Source organism: Paenibacillus sp. FSL H3-0333 (genome assembly GCF_038002805.1).
Taxonomy (GTDB): Bacteria; Bacillota; Bacilli; order Paenibacillales; family Paenibacillaceae; genus Paenibacillus_AQ; species Paenibacillus_AQ silagei.
Genome location: NZ_JBBODG010000001.1, coordinates 4,429,530 through 4,447,904, shown reverse-complemented (window position 1 = coordinate 4,447,904; position 18,375 = coordinate 4,429,530). Strand labels below are relative to the sequence as shown.

At 54.0% G+C, this 18,375-nt stretch carries 18 protein-coding genes; 15 read left to right on the top strand and 3 right to left on the bottom strand.

What is annotated here, in order from left to right:
- Positions 1 to 3: 3 nt before the first annotated feature.
- From MHH78_RS20010 to MHH78_RS20000, 3 genes are all read right to left on the bottom strand, one after another.
- Positions 4 to 1,146, bottom strand: coding sequence for an alpha/beta hydrolase (locus tag MHH78_RS20010; RefSeq protein ID WP_341170351.1), 1,143 nt, complete (start codon positions 1,144 to 1,146; stop codon positions 4 to 6).
- Positions 1,147 to 1,164: 18 nt separating this feature from the next.
- On the bottom strand, positions 1,165 to 1,824 hold the full coding sequence (locus MHH78_RS20005) for a TetR/AcrR family transcriptional regulator (protein WP_341168560.1): 660 nt from the start codon (positions 1,822 to 1,824) through the stop codon (positions 1,165 to 1,167).
- A 140-nt stretch (positions 1,825 to 1,964) separates the two neighbouring features.
- Positions 1,965 to 2,942 (bottom strand): biotin--[acetyl-CoA-carboxylase] ligase, encoded by a 978-nt coding sequence (locus tag MHH78_RS20000; protein ID WP_341168559.1) that lies wholly within the window; start codon positions 2,940 to 2,942, stop codon positions 1,965 to 1,967.
- 226 nt (positions 2,943 to 3,168) lie between these two features.
- Between MHH78_RS20000 and MHH78_RS19995 the strand changes: the two genes are divergently transcribed.
- From MHH78_RS19995 to MHH78_RS19925, 15 genes are all read left to right on the top strand, one after another.
- On the top strand, positions 3,169 to 3,720 hold the full coding sequence (locus MHH78_RS19995) for a biotin transporter BioY (protein WP_076075406.1): 552 nt from the start codon (positions 3,169 to 3,171) through the stop codon (positions 3,718 to 3,720).
- Positions 3,721 to 3,727: 7 nt separating this feature from the next.
- Positions 3,728 to 5,218 carry a class I adenylate-forming enzyme family protein gene (locus MHH78_RS19990; protein WP_341168558.1) on the top strand — a complete coding sequence of 497 codons (1,491 nt, stop codon included), beginning with the start codon at positions 3,728 to 3,730 and terminating at the stop codon, positions 5,216 to 5,218.
- Positions 5,215 to 6,057, top strand: coding sequence for an energy-coupling factor transporter ATPase (locus tag MHH78_RS19985; protein WP_341168557.1), 843 nt, complete (start codon positions 5,215 to 5,217; stop codon positions 6,055 to 6,057). Before MHH78_RS19990 ends, MHH78_RS19985 begins: the two co-directional genes overlap by 4 nt.
- The gene (locus tag MHH78_RS19980) at positions 6,033 to 6,881 is read left to right on the top strand and encodes an ATP-binding cassette domain-containing protein (protein ID WP_341168556.1); all 849 of its coding nucleotides are present in this window, start codon (positions 6,033 to 6,035) and stop codon (positions 6,879 to 6,881) included. Before MHH78_RS19985 ends, MHH78_RS19980 begins: the two co-directional genes overlap by 25 nt.
- A 3-nt stretch (positions 6,882 to 6,884) precedes the next feature.
- A complete protein-coding gene (locus MHH78_RS19975; RefSeq protein WP_341168555.1) occupies positions 6,885 to 7,637 on the top strand; it encodes an energy-coupling factor transporter transmembrane component T family protein in 753 nt (250 codons plus the stop codon).
- Between the two features lie 11 nt (positions 7,638 to 7,648).
- Positions 7,649 to 8,848, top strand: a complete 1,200-nt coding sequence (locus tag MHH78_RS19970) for a phosphoenolpyruvate hydrolase family protein (protein ID WP_341168554.1) — start codon at positions 7,649 to 7,651, stop codon at positions 8,846 to 8,848.
- Between the two features lie 74 nt (positions 8,849 to 8,922).
- Positions 8,923 to 10,140 carry a Tm-1-like ATP-binding domain-containing protein gene (locus MHH78_RS19965; protein ID WP_341168553.1) on the top strand — a complete coding sequence of 406 codons (1,218 nt, stop codon included), beginning with the start codon at positions 8,923 to 8,925 and terminating at the stop codon, positions 10,138 to 10,140.
- A 25-nt stretch (positions 10,141 to 10,165) separates the two neighbouring features.
- Complete coding sequence (locus MHH78_RS19960; RefSeq protein ID WP_209990660.1) at positions 10,166 to 10,996, top strand: phosphoenolpyruvate hydrolase family protein; 831 nt, start codon at positions 10,166 to 10,168, stop codon at positions 10,994 to 10,996.
- A gap of 187 nt (positions 10,997 to 11,183) precedes the next feature.
- Positions 11,184 to 12,575 (top strand): erythromycin esterase family protein, encoded by a 1,392-nt coding sequence (locus MHH78_RS19955; protein WP_341168552.1) that lies wholly within the window; start codon positions 11,184 to 11,186, stop codon positions 12,573 to 12,575.
- A 223-nt stretch (positions 12,576 to 12,798) separates the two neighbouring features.
- A complete protein-coding gene (locus MHH78_RS19950) occupies positions 12,799 to 14,166 on the top strand; it encodes a right-handed parallel beta-helix repeat-containing protein (protein WP_341168551.1) in 1,368 nt (455 codons plus the stop codon).
- Positions 14,163 to 14,711: a nitrous oxide reductase accessory protein NosL gene (locus MHH78_RS19945; RefSeq protein WP_341168550.1), complete on the top strand. Its 549-nt coding sequence runs from the start codon at positions 14,163 to 14,165 to the stop codon at positions 14,709 to 14,711. Before MHH78_RS19950 ends, MHH78_RS19945 begins: the two co-directional genes overlap by 4 nt.
- A gap of 2 nt (positions 14,712 to 14,713) precedes the next feature.
- A complete protein-coding gene (locus tag MHH78_RS19940; RefSeq protein ID WP_076075382.1) occupies positions 14,714 to 15,535 on the top strand; it encodes an ABC transporter permease in 822 nt (273 codons plus the stop codon).
- Complete coding sequence (locus MHH78_RS19935) at positions 15,528 to 16,247, top strand: ABC transporter ATP-binding protein (RefSeq protein WP_341168549.1); 720 nt, start codon at positions 15,528 to 15,530, stop codon at positions 16,245 to 16,247. The genes MHH78_RS19940 and MHH78_RS19935 overlap by 8 nt, the downstream gene beginning before the upstream one ends.
- Positions 16,244 to 16,768, top strand: a complete 525-nt coding sequence (locus tag MHH78_RS19930) for a TlpA family protein disulfide reductase (protein WP_341168548.1) — start codon at positions 16,244 to 16,246, stop codon at positions 16,766 to 16,768. The genes MHH78_RS19935 and MHH78_RS19930 overlap by 4 nt, the downstream gene beginning before the upstream one ends.
- Positions 16,769 to 17,009: 241 nt before the next feature.
- Positions 17,010 to 18,332, top strand: coding sequence for an ABC transporter substrate-binding protein (locus MHH78_RS19925; protein ID WP_340992945.1), 1,323 nt, complete (start codon positions 17,010 to 17,012; stop codon positions 18,330 to 18,332).
- Positions 18,333 to 18,375 lie beyond the last annotated feature (43 nt).

Below are 18,375 nucleotides of genomic sequence, written 5' to 3'. Positions count from 1 at the left end.
GGCTCATTTGTTCCTGGTCTTCTTGACCAAGTCCACGCCATCATATGCCAGGCTGTCCACACTTGCCGCCTTCTGCCGGAGGTAATGATCCAAAAAGGTCTTCGTATAGTCTGTAACCACATTTCGCATCTCCATCGCATCCCGTTCGCCTCTGAGTACTTCATTAGCACTGGTAAAAACAATGTCGCAGTAATCTAAATGCGCAACCCGGTCAACAGAGTAATAATAGGTTTCCCTGCTATTGTTAGCACCAATGACCGCATTCATGTTGTAGTTGGGTTCACGATACAGCAGGAGGAAGGGCTTCTTAAGGTCGCTATCCAGAAGACCGAACGCACCGCTATCCAAGCCAATTCCGCAGGTGAACCGGTCGTCATCCCGGCAGACCATCGCCGTCGTAAGCCCTCCATAAGAATGCCCGACGATACCCATGCCGGTGTCAAAGAGCAGTCTGCCATTAAAGATAGAATCCAGCTCTCCAGCGTCCAGTTTATACAGATGATCGGCTACAAACCGTATATCTTCCGCCTGTAATTCACTATACTCTGTTACCTTGGCAATTACCGGGAGTGCAAGCACGTTACGGCACATCTGAACGGCTGTATCATCGTCAGGCCGCATTTCCATTTTACCAGCCAGCGCCTGCATCTCCGGATCTTCAGACAACGTTATGATAGCCTCCGAAAAACCCTTGGATACATTATACAGACGTCCGTCTTTACGCTTATACATTGTACTATTTGGATGGCCGATGCTAACCACAACGTATCCCATACTGGCCAAGTCCGTACAGAGCACTGTGCCCCATTCCGGAGAACCGCCCCCGCCGCAAACATAGAATAACACCGGATAGCGCTTGTCCTTTGCGGAGAGAGCAAGATCGTCGTAACACCGGGTCTTGAACTCTATAGAGAAATAACCCCCTGAAAGATACCCGGTAACCATTGGCTGATCCTTTAACATCTCGTAGACTTCAGGAAACATGTATGCTGATGTAGCTTTATCTTCGCTGCTGTCGGACGGATAGTACACGAACACCGTCAATTCTCTTGTGGAATGGTCCGAAGCCATGTACTCCAGATCCATCTGAGTCCGGCCAACCGTATAGCTGCCAACAGGTGCTGGAAAAACCTCGTAAGTTCTCATATGCTTGTTCATACACTTCTACTCCTTTGCTTTTTTAATATCGCTAACCAGCTCGGAATATTTATGATCTTCAAGCAGACCATGACCCATAAAGTCAGCAAAGTATTTGCTAAGTTTATGCTGCATCTGAGAATCCTTAATACCGAATTCCCTATAAAACATGACTAAATTAAACTGCATAGATTCGAACATAAATGAAATCAGGTCGTCGTCAATATCAGGCCGGAGATATCCGTCAACCCTCAGCCGCCGTATAATGTCCTTGATCAAGGGGAAGGACTCGCCCTTTAGCACGTTCAGATATACTTTCAGCAGGATGTCCTCGGGAATGTGTAAAAAAGTCTCAGTAAGCTTGATCTCCAGCTCATTCAGCGGCTCGGCCGCAGTGCCATTCACGTTACCAAATAAGCCGGTAAGGAAAGAGCGGAAAAGGGAATCCTCAGTACTGTTATTAAAATACGCAGCTCTTTTCCGGGTCACATTACGGATTAAGTGACAATACAGGTCATCTTTGTCTTCAAAATAACGGTAGAAGGTTCCGGGGTGCATGGACAAGCTATCCAGAACCATCTTCATCGATATATCCTCGTAAAGATGATCCACAAAAAGCTGCATAGCCTTGTTCGATATTTCCTCGCGCCTTGCTTCATCCAATCGAAAGAACGTATTTTTCGGCATCGTTTCCTCCTTTAATACGTGGTGTGAACTGATTCACACTATATCGATAATTGATTCACATGTCAAATATCAGGGCTGGAACAACGGTACAAAAAAACCACAACCCGCATGTAACTCTTGCGAATTGTGGTTTCTAAGCGTTAGAGCAGAATGCGGACTTCGCCGCTGGACAGATATTCCTCATCACCATTCGGATACCGGACCTTCAAGCGGCAGTCATTGTCGATATCGACAGCGGTGGCCTGCTGCTGCTGATTCTCCTTAATGACCATGACCGTCTTGCCCAGGGACATCATGCGCTGCCGGTAGTCCGGCAGGAACAGCCGGTCCTTGAGCTGATCATAATAGCCTAAGAAACGGTTCAGCACTTCAGCGGCAAGCCGGTTGCGCAGATCGCCTGGAGGCTTGTCCTCCTTGTATACAGAGGTTGCAATCTCAGACAGTCCGGCGGGGAAGCCCGCTGCGGGCAGCGCCACATTGATCCCGATCCCGAGTACGGCATAATCCAGCCACTCATTCTCCAGGGACAGGGAAGCCTCGGTGAGGATTCCGCACACCTTTTTACCGTTCATGAATACGTCATTCACCCATTTGATCTGCGTGCTGAGGCCGGACACACTCTCGATCGCCAGAGCCACCGCAACGGCAGCAGAGGTAGTCAGAAGCGTAGCATCTGCCGCCGACAGCCGGGGTCGCAGCAGAATGCTCATATAGATGCCCGTCCCCGCAGGGGAAAAGAAAGGCCGGCCTTTCCGGCCCCGCCCGGCGGTCTGCTCCTCCGAGAGGATGACTTTGCCTTCCGCTTCACCGCCGGAAGCCAGCGCCTTCACCAGCTCGTTCGTGGAAGCCACGCTCTTGAAAACTTCAAGCCGCAGCGTTTGCCCCCTGGCATTCAGGTATTTGGCGACTGCTGCGGCGGACAGAATGTCCGTCTGGGGGGACAGGGAGTATCCCTTATTGGTGACGGCCTGAATGGAATAGCCGTCACTCTGCAGCGCTTTGATGGCCTTCCACACTGCGCTGCGCGTCACGGATAACCGCCCGGCGATGTCCTCGCCGGAGAAGTATTCACCCTTATTGCTGTCCAGTAAAGCCAGGATATGTTCTTTAGCTGTCATGCCTATAACCCTCCACAAGTCTAACGTTCCGATCTCATCTCTTTAAATATATTAACATGCTTAGGATCATTAGAAAAATCAGGTATACTCACATCCTAATTGTGAACCTATTTATAATTTATGGTTTACAATGAAGGCGTCCTCCACTATAATTCAGCTTGTTGGCTGGGCTCCCTAACCGGAAGGCCGCCCAATTCCTGTATCTTATCTTGTGGAGGTTATTGAATTGAGAATCAAAGAGTTGGTCTATGCGGCCTTATTCGCCGCGCTTATCGCGGTGCTGGGCTTGGTTCCGCCCGTATCGCTAGGCATTATTCCTGTACCTGTCACTGCCCAGACGCTTGGCGTCATGCTGGCCGGCTGTTTTCTGGGCTGGCGGACAGGCGCACTCAGCCTGGTCATTTTCCTTATCCTTATCGCTTTAGGCTTGCCGGTATTACCAGGCGGACGTGGCGGGCTGGCCATACTCGTTGGACCGACAGCAGGCTATCTGTTCAGCTGGCCGCTGGCCGCCGGGCTGATCGGCTGGTTCGCTGAAGCGGTCTGGCCGAAGCTCCGGGCCTGGAAGCTGTTCGCCGTTAATCTGATCTTTGGCGTTCTGCTCGTTAATCTAATCGGCGCTTCGACCATGGCCTGGATTACGAATACTCCGCTCTGGACCGGACTTGCCGGGTCTGCGGCTTTTCTGCCTGGAGATCTGATCAAAGCTCTGCTGGCCGCTGTCATCACCATGCAGCTCCGGGCGTTCAGTCCGGTTGAGGAGAAGAGGGGGGCGTGAGATTCCGGTGAATCTGGCAGAACACATTCTGGAACGTGCCGCACTCGTCCCTCACCGTATTGCAATTTCAGATGGACACGAAGACTGTACCTATGAGCAGCTCACGGAGCGGGTTCAACAGGTTGCCAGCGGTCTGCGGCAGGGCGGACACACGAATCAGACCGTTGCGCTTCTATCCGGTAACCGCATGGAATTCGCCGAATTTGTCCTGGGTGCTATCTATGCAGGCTGCACTCCCGTACTGCTGGACCCGAAATGGTCTCCAGCAGCGCTGGAGCAGGTCATCCGGCAATGCGCTCCCGGGCTGATTGTCAGTGAAGCATGCTTCGCAGCTGATCTGACTGGTCGTTACAGCGGAATTCCCCAGCTATATTTCGGCAGGGAACAGGTCTCCGGCAGCTATGAGGATTGGGTAGCAGGCTTCGGGCCGGAGGCTGAAGCCGCAGATAGCCCTGAACTGTTGTTCATCGGATATACCTCTGGCACCACAGGTATCCCGAAGGGGTATATGCGGACCCATCAGTCGTGGTTCAGCAGCTTGGAGGCTACAGAGAAGGCGTTCTGCCTGAACCGGATGCAGCATGTGCTTGCGCCCGGGCCGTTCGTGCATTCGCTGTCGCTGTTCGCGCTGCTGCAATCCCTGTACAGCAGAGCCACGTTCCATCTCCTTCCGGAATTCGATGCAGAGCGTGTGCTCACCCTGTGCTGCCGTGTACCGGATATGATTCTGTTCGTTGTTCCCGCTATGACCGAGGCGTTATTGCGCCAAGCGGAGTCAAGCAACGCCGGGGTGTCCATCCAGGCCTTGATTAGCTCCGGCGGCAAATGGCCTGTGTCTTCTATACCTAAGTGCCGCGAGAGGTTCAACGGGGTTAGGCTCTATGAGTATTACGGCTCATCTGAAGCCAGCTACATCAGCTATCTGGAGCTTACCGGAGCGGAGCCGCAGGACTCCCTGGGCCAGCCGTTCAGCGGTGTAGAGCTATTGATCTGCGATGAACAGTTCCGCGAGGTTCCTCAAGGCACCGTGGGGGAGCTATACATCCGCAGCGATATGATCTTCTCCGGGTATCATCTCCTGCCGGAAGAGACGGCGCGGGTATTCCGGGACGGCTGGCTGCGCACAGGGGATTACGTATATCAGGACCGGCAGATGCATCTGCGCCTGGCCGGACGCGCGGGCAGTATGATCAAGAGCGGGGGGCTCAAGGTGTTCCCGGAAGAAGTGGAAGCAGTACTGCTTCGCCATCCGAATATCCGGGAGGCGATGGTGTTCAGCATACCGGATGAACGCTGGGGGGAGCAGGTAACGTTACTGATACAGTGGCAGGGTCAGGAACGGCTTACGCTCGATGAGATCAGGAAGTATTGCCGCCCCTATCTGGCCAGCTACAAGCTGCCTAAGAAGTTGTTTAACGTAGAGGGATTCAGCTACACTGGTTCCGGCAAAATCGCCCGCCTGCTCATGAAGAGCCGCGCACTAGAGGGGATGACATGAAAGAGGCCGTGCAGGAGGCAGTATCCCCCATGCTCGTTTTTGACCAGGTAGACTTTGCTTACCGGAGAGGGCAACCGGTGCTCCGTCAGCTCAGCTTTGACATTCGCCAAGGCGAATTCGTTGCCATCATCGGCGCGAATGGCAGCGGTAAATCCACCATCGCCAAGCTAATGAACGGATTGCTGCTGCCAAGAGCCGGAGAGGTGAGGCTGGGAGGGCTGATTACCTCGAACCGCCAGAATCTCGTAAGCATCCGTGAGCGGGCTGGACTGGTCTTCCAGAATCCTGACGATCAGTTCATTACGGCTTCCGTGCTGGATGAGGTGGTCTTCGGGCTGGAGAATCTGCGGGTCCCGAGAGCTGCAATGCTCAGCCGGGCAACCCGTGCACTGCAAGCCGTTCATATGGAAGACTATATGGACGCCGCTCCGCATCAGCTGTCGGGCGGGCAGAAGCAGCGGGTTGCCGTTGCAGCTGTTCTGGCAATGGAGCCCTCCATCCTCATCCTGGATGAAGCCACCTCCATGCTTGATCCGCAGGGCAGGCAGGACCTTCTTCAGGTGATGCACACGCTTCACCGGCAAGGGTTGACGATCATCCACATTACCCATCATATGGATGAGATACTGCCTTCTGACCGTGTGCTGCTGCTTAGCCGGGGAGAGCTGGCTTTTGACGGGACGCCCTCCGGCTTGTTCAGCAGTGTAAGCATGACGGAGCATCAGCTTGCGCCTCCTTTTGCCGTAAGATTATTTCAGGCACTCGGGCTGGACGCTCCGCTGCATGCAGAATGGAAGGAGACGATCAGAACCTTATGGTCTACGCATTGCAGGAGGTAAGTGTGAAGATGAACGGGCGGGACATTCTTGAATCCGTAAGCTGCACGTTACAGGAGGGAAAGTGGATTTCGGTTATCGGTCAGTCCGGGGCCGGCAAATCCACCCTCGCCAAAGTATTCAAGGGTCTGCTACCGATCAGCAAAGGCGAATATAGCTACCGTGGGCAGCCATTGCCAAAGGATCAGCAGGGTAGGCTGAAGGCTGTGCCGCACATCGGTTATGTCTTTCAGTATCCGGAGCAGCAGCTGTTTGCGGCAACGGTGAATCAGGAGCTGGCTTTTGCGCTTAGTATGAGGGGGGAATCCCGGGCGAATGTGGAGCAAGCGATCAAGCAGGTTATGGAACAGATGGGCCTACCCGCAGCCCTGCTTCAGCAGCATCCCTTGCAGCTCAGCGGGGGAATTAAGCGGCTTGTGGCTATCGCTTCTGTGCTGATCGCCGGGCCGGCGATGCTTATTCTGGATGAACCTACCGCTGGGCTTGATCCCGGGAACAAGAACGACTTGCTCAGGAGGCTAAAAAAGTGGCAGGAAGAGCACAAGCGGACCGTGCTGTTCCTGTCGCATCAGCTGGAGGATGTTGCCGAATACTCGGATGAGGTGATGATTATGGGGCAGGGCCGCCTGTTAGGACATTGGGAGGTCAACGAACTGTTCCTGAAGCAGGCAGATTGCATGGAGCAAGCAGGTCTGCCTGCACCGGAGCCGATTCAGCTTTTGAGAATCATCGGGGAATGTTCTGGAGAGAAGCCCCGGCCTGCAAGCTGCAGGGAAGCAGAGATTTTTCGAACGGTGAGTGCTATCTGGCAGGATCAAGTTCTCTAAGCAATGACGGATAAAATTATACTCGGGCAGTATGTCCCCTCAGACTCTATCATCCACCGGCTTGATCCGCGAACGAAGCTGCTCCTCCTTGTTGCCTTCACAATGGGCAGTATGCACCTCCAGGCGCCCTCCGGATATATTGCAGCGACAGTCCTCACCGGGGGGCAGGTCCTATTATCAAGAATCCCTCTTCGTATGCTCTTACGGGCATTGCGGCCGATTCTGTTCATCCTGCTGCTGCCAATGCTCTATCATCTCCTGTTCAACCAGGAAGGACTAAGGAATGAGCTCTTCGCACTCTGGCGGATTCTGCTCCTGGTCTCGCTTGCCCTCATCCTGACATTATCGACGAAACCGCTCGATCTGGCCAAGGGTCTGGAACAGCTCTGCAAGCCGTTAACCCGTCTGGGCGTTCCGGTGGAAGCGCTGGCCTTGACGGTTATGCTGGCTATTCGTTTTATCCCCACTATTACCCAGGAGCTGGACCGCATTCTTGTGGCGCAACAGGCCAGAGGGTATGATATCAAGGATACCAAAGGCCTTAACCGGGTACAGGCTTACATCCAATTAGTGATTCCGCTGCTCGTCACCACCCTTGCGCGGGCGGAGCAGCTGGCGATGACGATTGAGGCAAGGGCTTACGGGAACGGGAAGGGACGGACTTCCTATAGGTTGCTAAAATATGCACTGATGGATTATGCAGCCGGCGGGATCATGCTTGCGTATGTTCTGCTGGGAATTCTGCTGGAGAGATGAGGGGATAGAGCTTGAACAGAACAGCCATACTGGAGCGGCTTCAGTCAGAGCTGCGCGAAGGCAACCACATTATCGGTGTCTCGACAGGCACGGGAATTACAGCCAAGGTTGCCGCTGACAGCGGAGCTGACTTCATTCTAATGCTGAACTCCGGCAAGTTCCGGCAGATGGGGAGAAGCTCGCTGGCGGGGTTCCTGCCCTTCTGCAACAGCAATGAGATGGTGATGGATTTTGCCTCGAAGGAGATTGTGCCGCTGGTAAGAGACACTCCGGTGCTGTTCGGGCTGAATGCGAATGATCCAACGAGAGAAATGTCCCTGTATATAGAAGAGATTAAGGCCAGAGGCTTCGCGGGAGTGAATAATTATCCGACGATCGGCCTGATTGACGGGGTATTCAGAGAGGCATTGGAGGAAGACGGCATCAGCTATGACAGGGAGGTGGAGGCTATACGTCTGGCTCATCAGCAGGAGCTGTTCACAGTGGCCTTCGTCTTCGACGAAGCCCAGGCGGTCCAGATGGCAGAGGCGGGAGCGGATGTGATCTGTGTGCATCTCGGCCTGACTGTAGGCGGATTGCTGGGGGCGCGGAAGGTGGTCTCTCTGGAAGCTGCCAAGGCGAAGGCGCTGCGTATTCTCACTGCCTGCGGAGAGGTTAAGCCTGAAGTCATTAAGATGATCTACGGCGGCCCGGTCAAGACTCCGGTTGATGTCCAGTATATGTACAGCAGCAACACGCAAATTATGGGCTACATTGGCGGCTCTGCCTTTGAACGGATTCCCTCCGAGCAGTCGATTACAGCCATAACCCGCGATTTCAAGCGCCTGGGCAAGCTGGATGAGGATGATCTCATGGTCAAGATGCTCAGCGGCATCACCCGGCATTACGATTACGTAGAATTCGTCAAAGAATATGTCGCCCAGAACTACAGCGAGGAAGTAGTGTTCGCGGATCTGGCCAAGGTGGCGCATGTGTCGCGCAGTTATCTGAGCAGCTTGTTTAAAAAGGAGGTAGGGTGCAGCTTCCAGAACTATCTGGTCGGCTACCGTATGCAAAAGGCTGCCATACTACTCCAGGCTCCGCACCTGCAATTATCCGAGGTGTCCGCAATGGTCGGCTATCCCGACTATGCCCAGTTCAGCAGAATGTTCAAAAAGCTCATGGGCTGCTCGCCCAAGCAGTACAAATCTAACCTAAACACAAAAACATAGAACATAAAAGCGTTTTCATCCATAAAATTGCCCGGTATGATGAATCTATGATTCGTATACGAGGAGGCCACAGAATGAAGACGATCGCCATAGCTGGAACGTTTGATACGAAGGGTGAGGAGTACCTGTACATCAAGAAGCTTGCAGAGGAGCTGGGTCTCAGAGCCCTGATGATCCATACCGGTGTATTCGAGCCAGCCTTTCAACCCGATGTGTCTAACCGGGAGGTCGCATCCGCCGCAGGGATGGAGCTGGACGAGCTTGCCGCGAAGAAAGACCGGGCGTTAGCTACAGAAGTGTTGTCCAAAGGACTGGAGCAGCTTGTTCCCCGGTTATACCAGGAGGGGAAATTTGACGGCATCATTTCCTTCGGGGGTACCGGCGGAACTTCACTGGTTGCCCCTGCGATGAGAGCCTTGCCAATTGGCGTACCGAAGGTTCTGGTATCCACGGTTGCATCAGGAAATACGGCTCCCTATGTCGGGACCAGCGATATTATGATGATTCCGTCGGTCGTGGATGTCTCAGGCCTCAATTCGATCTCGACGAGAATATTCAGCAATGCGATGTTTGCCATCGCGGGCATGCTCATGTTCGAAGCAGACTATGAACCGGAGAAAAAGCCGCTGGTCGCAGCCACCATGTTCGGAGTGACCACACCTTGTGTGACTGAAGCGCGCAAATATCTGGAGGAGCGCGGCTACGAGGTGCTGGTATTCCATGCTACCGGAATCGGCGGACAATCGATGGAGGCGCTGATCGAAGCGGGCTTCATTGAAGGGGTGCTGGACTTAACCACCACCGAATGGGCAGATGAACTGATCGGCGGCGTCTTGAACGCAGGACCGCACCGCCTGGAGGCCGCAGGCCGCAACCGTATTCCGCAGGTCGTCTCGGTGGGCGCCCTGGATATGTGCAACTTCGGACCGGCGGATACCGTACCGGAGAAGTTCAAGGATCGCAAATTCTATCATCATAATCCTACAGTCACCCTGATGCGGACGACCGTGGAGGAGAATGAACAGCTCGGCAGGAAGCTGGCCGAGAAGCTCAATATGGCAACGGAGAGTACGGTGCTTATGCTGCCGCTTGGCGGTATTTCGGCGATTGATGTGGAGGGTCAGCCCTTCTACGGCCCTGAAGAGGACCGGATGCTGTTCGATACCCTGCGCCAGCAGGTGGACCGCTCAAGAGTTGAACTGATCGAAGTGGACCTGGCGATTAATGATCCGGCCTTTGCCGAGGCGGCAGCCCGGAAGCTGATTGATCTCATGCAGGCCGCGAAGGCCTGAACCCCACAATAAGGAGGAGCTACTAATGAATAAGCAGACTAGAGCTGAGATTATGGATAGATTCAAACAAGAGGTGAAGGCGGGCAAGATTCTCCTCGGTGTCGGGGCAGGCACGGGGATTACCGCCAAGAGCAGTGAGGCAGGCGGAGCGGATATGCTGATTGTGTACAATTCCGGCCGTTACAGAATGGCAGGACGCGGTTCACTGGCAGGCTTGCTGTCGTATGGCGACGCGAATCAGATTGTGGTGGAGATGGGCTCGGAGGTGCTGCCTGTCGTCAAGGATACGCCCGTTCTGGCAGGGGTATGCGGCACCGACCCGTTCCGGGTGATGGAGGTATTCCTGAAGCAGTTGAAGGAGCAGGGCTTCAGCGGTGTGCAGAATTTCCCTACTGTGGGTCTGATCGATGGCGTCTTCCGCCAGAATCTGGAGGAGACCGGGATGGGCTACGGCCTGGAGGTCGAAATGATCCGTATCGCCCATGAGCTGGATATGCTGACCACCCCGTATGTGTTCGACCCTGAACAGGCACGGGCCATGGCAGAGGCGGGCGCCGATATTCTGGTCGCCCACATGGGCCTCACCACCAAGGGCACCATCGGCGCAGTAACCGCGTTGACCCTGGACGATTGTGTAGAGCGTATCGAGGCGATTATCGAAGCCGGACGGGCGGTCAACCCGGAGATTATGATTATCTGCCACGGGGGCCCGATTGCCGAGCCGGAGGATGCGGCTTATGTCATTCAGCGGACGAAGGGCATCCATGGATTCTTCGGCGCTTCCAGCATCGAGCGCTTCGCGGCGGAGCAGGGAATTACCCGCCAGACCGAGTCGTTCAAAGCAATTCAGCAATAAGCGCAGGCGTACGGCATTACAGCCCTTGATACTTTCAAGGGCTTTTTTGAGGTTCAACCGTGTGCAAAAAACCGAATGCATTATGCCACAGCTGTCCGAACTTAAACTAATTTTAAACAGGGCAGTACGCTCGATTTAACCTTCACCTGATAAGCTGATGTACATCTACAAAGGGAGGGTTAACATCATGAATCCATTGCTTCGCAAAGCAGTATTGTCAGCAGTCTTGTGCAGTTTCACTCTAATTACCGTTAGGGGAGCTGTACATGCGGAAGGGGCGCCTGCAGCTGACGCTGCGAGTACGATGTCCGCAGAGGCCGGCTGGAAGGAGAACGTCCGGGCTACTGCGAACATCATCACAACTGTTAAGGCTGAGAAGGGCGACACTTATTCCGATCTGGCGTTTCTTCAGCCGATTCTGGCGGATAAACGGATTGTGAGCTTGGGCGAGGCCTCGCATGGGGCGGCCGAATATAATTCGGTGAAGGTAAGGCTAATTAAGTATCTGCATGAAAAGCTGGGCTATAACGTCATCGCCTTCGAGTCCAACCTGGCGGATGCTGCCGCAGCGTATACACAGGTTCAGGAGCTGAAGCCGCAACAGCTGATGGAGAACTCCATCTACGGCGTATGGCAGGTGGAAGAGAATCTGCCGCTGTTCGAGTACATAGCGGAGCAGAGCCGTACAGACCATCCGCTGATGCTGACCGGGTTTGACTCCCAGGCCGCCACAGACTCTTTTATTACATTTGTTGAACAATGGTTTGCCGGGGTGGACTCTTCTAAAGCCAAAGCGTTTACCCGAACGGAAGAATGGTATTTGAAGCTTAATATGATTGATGATATCGGAGAGTTTACAGCCCAGAAGGATGCAATCAAGAGCAAATATATGATTTTCCAGGCATTCGTGAAAGATCATAAAGCTTCATTGAGCAAAGTCTATCCCAAACAGCCCAAGCTGGTGCCAACTCTTGAGCGTGTGCTCCAGAACAGGATCGATATGCTGGATTATTACCATCCTCATATTGTAGAGCTACTGGCCGGGGTAGACCCGGAGAAGCACGTTAAGCAGGGGAGCTATGAGAGAGATCGCGTGATGGCAGGGAATGTGGCTTGGCTCGCAAACACAACCTATCCGGGGGAAAAGATTATTCTGTGGGGACACAACTACCATATCCGCAAACACAATTCTACGATGATTACCGAGCATAATGGCTTCGGTTATGATCAGACACCCTATCCTACGATGGGGGAGCTGCTGCCTTGGTCCCTGAAGCAAGATAACTATGTGATCGGATTATATGCTTATGAAGGAAGTGCGCACAAGAACAACGGTAAGGTGGAGCAGATTATGCCGCATGACAAGGGAAGTCTTGAAGAGATTATAGGTGCAGGCATGGGCGCTGCGCAGTTTATCAACTTAAGAGACACCATGTTAAGCGCGTCCACGGAATGGATTTACACCCCGCGTACCGCCAAGGCATGGGGAGTCCTCGATGAGACAATGATCCCGCGCGAACAATATGACGGAGTATTACTCATCCAGCAGCTTCACCCTTCCACCCCGGTAAAAGATTAGTTCTCACAGCAGGTAACGGCTTCTATATTAGCGGGAAATGGGCACTCTTTAATTAAAGAGTGTCTTTTTTAATGTTCACAGAAGAGAGAGGATATGATATAAATCACAGAATGGTCACAGACTCTAGCTGGTATAGCCAGTTTGGGCTATAGGCACTTCAATTCCTTTTATTTACACTTAATTCGGGTTTGCACAAGAAACCATCCTACAGTGGGGGTGAACAATGCTTGTAGTGAAAAGGTATGAATGCTCCATCAGCATCAGGGTTCTCGTCTTCATGATTGCAGGCCTGTTCTTCTTCTCCTTCAATCATGGCCGCGTTGTAAGCGCAGACACGAACACCGGAGTCCTTCCGCTCCAGCCCATCATCGACTCAGCCCGTGAGGGAGATCTTATCACCCTGGCTCCGGGAGCCTATTCGGGTCCGGTCCGGCTGGATAGGCGAGTGACGATTAACGGTAACGGCGAGGCGTTTCTGCTGCATACGACAAAGGACGAGCAGGCGGTGGTGCTGATCACGGCAGACGGTGTAAGGCTTGAGAATCTGAAGATTCAGCAGAATAACGACGGGGAAGCGGCGGCTGTACGCGTTGAAGCGGACAGGGTCACCCTGAAGGGGCTGGTCATTCATTCGGCAGGGTACGGAATACTCCTGCGTGAAGCCGATGGCGGGGTGATCTCGGATAATACAATAAGCTGGTTCATTCCCAAGGGAGAAGCACCGGGAACGAGAGGCAACGGGATCGATCTCTATAACTCTCACGGCGCTGTGATCCGGGGCAACGACATCGCTTATCTGCGGGATGGCATCTATCTGGAGAACAGCCGCAATACGGTGGTGGACCAGAACAAGCTTGCTTATCTGCGGTACGGGGTCCACTGCATGTATATCAATGGCTCGAAGGTCACTAACAACACCGGTGAATACAACATTACCGGCGCGATGGTGATGGGTGTTACGGGTGTGGTGGTGTCGGGGAACTCCTTCCGCAAGCAGAGCCGGAATGTGCATTCACAGGGGATTCTGCTCTACGATGTACGAAATTCCGCGATTATGAACAACCGGGTGGAAGGCAACCGGGTGGGGATTTACATGCAGCAGTCCTCGGATAACAAGCTGCAGCAGAATCTGGTGCTCCGCAACTATATCGGTGTGCAGTTCGAGAATGCAGAGGGCAACCGCTTTGAGCGTAACGGGTTTGTGGCAAACGTCATTGAGGCCCAGGCCACAGGCAGCAGGGACAATGAGATGAACGGGAATTACTGGGATGCCTTTGGCGGACTGGATCTCACGGGGGATGGGGTCAGCGACCTAAAATATGCGATCAACCCCTTCTATCAGCAATTGGTTGCGGGGAATGCAGCGTATCAGCTGTTTTTCCAGTCACCGGGGATGACGTTCCTGAGCGATATGTACACCGGCGGTTCGGCAGGGTGGTCCACCGATTCAGCGCCGCTCATGCAGCTTGAGGCAGGTACAGTTAGCCCGGATCAGGCGGCAGGCGGACAAGGCACGGTCATGGTAGCGGGCTGGCTGCTGCTGTTCCTATCTGTAATTACAATCATATACTTGGGGGTACTGCGATTATGAAACGATGGAGTCTGGTCTTGATGGTAGCAATGAGTCTGGTGATCCTCGCGGCCTGCGGACAGAAGAAATACGAGCCGGTAGCGATTAATGAAGACGTCGATATCTGTGTGGTCTGCAATATGCAGGTCAAGGATGATGCTTACGCCACTCAGCTAACGACCAAGGACGGCAAGAATTACAAGTTCGATGATATCGGCTGTATGAATGAGTGGAAGAAAAGCAACGGCACGGAGCAGATCGGCATGGATTATGTCCGCGACTATAACGACAAGAGCTGGGTTGAATTCAGCAAGGCGAGCTATGTCTATGACGCTTCTCTGCGTACGCCGATGGCTTATGGAGTGATCAGCTTCAAGGACAAGGCGGCAGCAGAAGCATTCGTGAAGGAGCAGGGGGTAGGCGCTGTGCTGACCGCCGGAGAGCTGGACTCCCATGAATGGAAGCAGAACAAGGATATGATGAACATGGACATGCAGAGCGGGGAAGGTCATATGGAGGAGCATAGCTCAGAGGAAGGCACGCATTCCGAAGAGACGGATATGTGAGTATGGCTGACATCCTGCATATTGCCCGCAGAGAGCTTAAGATGGGCTTCCGCAATCCGTGGGCCTATTCCTTCCTGGCCTTGTTCTGTACCTTCAGTCTCGGGCTGCTGCTGATCCATGCGAATAACGCGGTGGAAGGCTATACGGCTGTTACGGGCTCCATGCTGAGCCTGATTCTGTATCTGTTGCCGCTGATGACGTTATTTCTGGGCTCCTTCTCACTGACCTCGGAACGGGAAGACGGAAGCTGGCAGCTCTTATCCACCTATCCCATTGGAACCTTATCCTTCGTTCTGGGAAAATACACCGGGCTAGCCGCTGTCCTGCTGACGATTGTAGCGTTTGGTTACGGGCTGATGGGGCTGCTCAGCGGTCTGCTCGGGATGGCTTTTGCGGCGGACACTTACTTCCTGTTCCTGGCCTTCTCGGCAGGTCTGGTCTTGCTGTTCCTGACCCTTGCCCTCATCATCGGCTCGTTATCCCGCAACCGCTGGCAGGCCTTGACAATCTCTGTAGCGTTCTGGTTCTTCGCGGTGATCGGCTGGCCGACATTCCTGATCGCAGGCCTCGGCCTGCTCCCGTATCTCTGGATCAAGCCAGCGCTGATTGTGCTGACGATGCTTAATCCGGCTGAGCTGGTGCGCCTGTTCGTGGTGGTGAAGCTGGGCGGAGGGTCGGTTCTGGGGCCGGAATATTATCAGTGGGTGGAATGGATTAGCCGCCCGGGCGGCAGCCTGTTGTTCCTCGGGGTCTGCGCTGCCTGGGTGCTGCTGTCCATCTTAGCGGTATATTGGATCTGGGAGAGGGGGCGTTCCCGTGGATAATCCGCTAATTCAGGTGAAAGAGATTACCAAGGTCATCGGGCGGCAAACACTGGTCGAAGAGATCAGCTTCCAGGTTCCAGGCGGCAGCATACTTGCCCTGTGCGGCGGGAATGGGGCCGGCAAAAGCACGGTGCTGCGGATGGTAGCTGGCATTCTACAGCCGACTTCAGGCGAAATTACGGTAAACGGGCTGAAGTGGAAGCAATCCCGCAAGAGCTTTTCCATGCAGATCGGCTATATGCCGGATGATTATCAGTTCAGCCACGGGCTGTCTGCGGAAGAGCTGCTGAATTTCTGGGCGGCGCTGCGCCGGATTCCCAGACGCAAACAGCGGGTAGAGGAGGTGCTGGCTCTAGTCGGACTTGCGGATAAGCGCAACAGCCTTGTGACCACCTTCTCCAAGGGGATGCGCCAGCGTGTGCTGTTCGCGCAAGCGCTGCTGGCGAAGCCGCCGCTCCTGATTATGGATGAGCCGACTAACGGGCTGGACCCGTTCTGGATGAACGAATTCGTGACGCTGCTGCAGGGCATCCGGGAAGAGGGGCATTCGGTCCTCTTTTCCACCCACCAGTTGGAGATTGCGGATCGGGTAGCCGATCAGATTGTCTTCTTGAATCAGGGCAAGCATGTGGGGTCAGGCACTACGGCAGAGATCCGTACAGAGTTCGGTTCACTGTACGCCGCCTTTCACCATAGTCTGGGGCTGGGATGAAGCTGCGCCGGATCGTTACTCTGCTGATTATTGCCGCTGCCTTTGCTGCCGGAATCGGGGTATATCTTCAGCAGTCCAGCCAACCTCCGGCCGGGAGAATGACCGCAGGTGCTTCGGCTCCTGCGTTCGAAGCGGTAACCTTGCAGGGGGAGAAGGTGCGCCTCAGCGAATATAAGGGCCGGGTCGTGCTGCTTAACTTCTGGGCGACCTGGTGCAAGCCTTGTATGCGGGAAATGCCGCTGTTAAATGAACTTAACCAATCCGCTGAGCTTCCAGTCGAGACCTTGTTCGTGAACGCAGGAGAATCCAGGGGGACGGTATTGGAGTATATGGCGGAGCAACAATTCTCTTTTCCCGTCATTATCGATGTTACCGGAAGGATATCTGCCTCGTATAGCGTCAATGCACTGCCGTCAACTTATATCATCAATAAGGCGGGCGAGATAAGCAAAATCGTGGTCGGAGAGATCGGGGATCTCGATACGCTCAAGCAATGGCTGGCTGAGGCCGGAGCTGAATGAAGGGGATATTCTATTATATTTTATGCACAGCCTCCGCTTGCCGGGAAGATGCTTCCGGTGTTGGCGGAGGCTGTTTTGCGGGCATAAAAAGAAAAATTATTTCTTTTTTTAATTTAATTTAGGAAAAATACTTCATTTATTTAAAATTTCTGATATACTCATTGCAAAGAGGGAGCAATAAGTCAGGAACCTGACGCGGGAAGGGCGCTCGCCTTACACTTAATCTGAGGGGGAATGTGGTGTGGGAACTAACAGAAAGGGCTTCACAGTATCGCTGCTGCTGACCATGTCTATGCTGCTTGCGGCTTGCGGAGGAAATGGCAATACGAAGGGGACACCGGATGCCGGAAGCACCGGAGAACCCGGCACGGGCGCTGAAGCTACGGCTGCGGCGGAGCCGGTGAAGCTTGAATTCTGGACGATTGCACTTCAGCCAACGTTCAATGATTACTTCAATAATCTGATCACCCAGTATGAGGACAGCCACCCCGGAGTAACGGTGGAGTGGAAGGACTATCCCTATGATGCCATCTCGCAGCGGCTGTTGACCAGCACGGCCAGCGGCAAGAGCCCGGATGTCGTGAATCTGAACACCGAGTTCGCCAGCCAGCTAGGCAGCAAGGGAGCGCTGCTGAATCTGAGCGAGTATCTGACGGATGAGCAGGCGAAGAGTTATTTCGAGGGAATTTATAATTCCACTGTATTCGATGGCAAGGCTTATGCACTTCCCTGGTACACTGGCACAGAAGTGCTGTTCATGAACAAGAAGCTGGTGGAGAAGGCGGGCCTCGACCCGGCGAACCCGCCGCAGACCCGCGAGGAGCTGGTGGAGTGGGCGCGTCAGGTTCATGAGAAGACCGGAGCAGCCGGGTATGCCCAGCAGCTGGTCTCCAAGCTGTTCCCCATCGACGGCATCTCAATCCTGAATGAGGACAAGACAGCCGCCGCCTTCAATACGCCGGAAGCAGAGGCGATGATTACCCAGATGCGCGACCTGATGAAGGAAGGGGTAGTGCTCAAGGAGGACGCGGATTTCAGCAAGCAGATTCAGTATTTCTCCGGTGAGCAGGTAGCCTTCCAATTGTCCGGTCCAACGTTCATCAACTTCATCAAGACCTCTGCGCCGGATGTCTACAAGAATACCATTGCTGTCCCGCTGCCGACAGGCAAGGCGAACCTGCGTCTCTCCAATTCGATGAATCTGGTCGTGCCGCAGAAGTCGAAGAACCCGCAGCAGGCGGTGGAATTCGCTGCCTTCCTTACGAATGCCGAGAATCAGACAGCCTTCTCCAAGGCCGCCAACACGCTGCCATCGAGCAAGGCGTCCATTCAGGATCCGTTCTTCACCGAGTCTGACGGCTCTCTGGAAGCTGAAGCGAAGGTGGCTTCCTCGCAGAGTCTGGATAAGGCTACCGATTACATGGTCGGCGTTCCAAGCGCCGCAGATATCAACTCTGCGCTGGCGCGGGGATTGCAGGAGATTCTGATGAACGGCGCGGATATCAAGGAGACGCTGAACAAGGTGGAGAAGGAAGTCAATACTATTATCAGTCAGGGTTCCTAAGCTGCTGAAGCATAGCCGATAAGGGGGAGTTTCTCCCCCGATG

What these genes read in the sequence shown, in the direction of transcription:
- MHH78_RS19930 (WP_341168548.1), top strand. Translation starts at nt 16,244, where the DNA reads ATGAAGCTGCGCCGGATCGTTACTCTGCTGATTATTGCCGCTGCCTTT.
- MHH78_RS20010 (WP_341170351.1), bottom strand. Translation starts at nt 1,146, where the DNA reads ATGAGAACTTACGAGGTTTTTCCAGCACCTGTTGGCAGCTATACGGTT.
- MHH78_RS19980 (WP_341168556.1), top strand. Translation starts at nt 6,033, where the DNA reads ATGGTCTACGCATTGCAGGAGGTAAGTGTGAAGATGAACGGGCGGGAC.
- MHH78_RS19955 (WP_341168552.1), top strand. Translation starts at nt 11,184, where the DNA reads ATGAATCCATTGCTTCGCAAAGCAGTATTGTCAGCAGTCTTGTGCAGT.
- MHH78_RS19945 (WP_341168550.1), top strand. Translation starts at nt 14,163, where the DNA reads ATGAAACGATGGAGTCTGGTCTTGATGGTAGCAATGAGTCTGGTGATC.
- MHH78_RS19965 (WP_341168553.1), top strand. Translation starts at nt 8,923, where the DNA reads ATGAAGACGATCGCCATAGCTGGAACGTTTGATACGAAGGGTGAGGAG.
- MHH78_RS19940 (WP_076075382.1), top strand. Translation starts at nt 14,714, where the DNA reads ATGGCTGACATCCTGCATATTGCCCGCAGAGAGCTTAAGATGGGCTTC.
- MHH78_RS19960 (WP_209990660.1), top strand. Translation starts at nt 10,166, where the DNA reads ATGAATAAGCAGACTAGAGCTGAGATTATGGATAGATTCAAACAAGAG.
- MHH78_RS20000 (WP_341168559.1), bottom strand. Translation starts at nt 2,942, where the DNA reads ATGACAGCTAAAGAACATATCCTGGCTTTACTGGACAGCAATAAGGGT.
- MHH78_RS19985 (WP_341168557.1), top strand. Translation starts at nt 5,215, where the DNA reads ATGAAAGAGGCCGTGCAGGAGGCAGTATCCCCCATGCTCGTTTTTGAC.
- MHH78_RS19975 (WP_341168555.1), top strand. Translation starts at nt 6,885, where the DNA reads ATGACGGATAAAATTATACTCGGGCAGTATGTCCCCTCAGACTCTATC.
- MHH78_RS19950 (WP_341168551.1), top strand. Translation starts at nt 12,799, where the DNA reads ATGCTTGTAGTGAAAAGGTATGAATGCTCCATCAGCATCAGGGTTCTC.
- MHH78_RS20005 (WP_341168560.1), bottom strand. Translation starts at nt 1,824, where the DNA reads ATGCCGAAAAATACGTTCTTTCGATTGGATGAAGCAAGGCGCGAGGAA.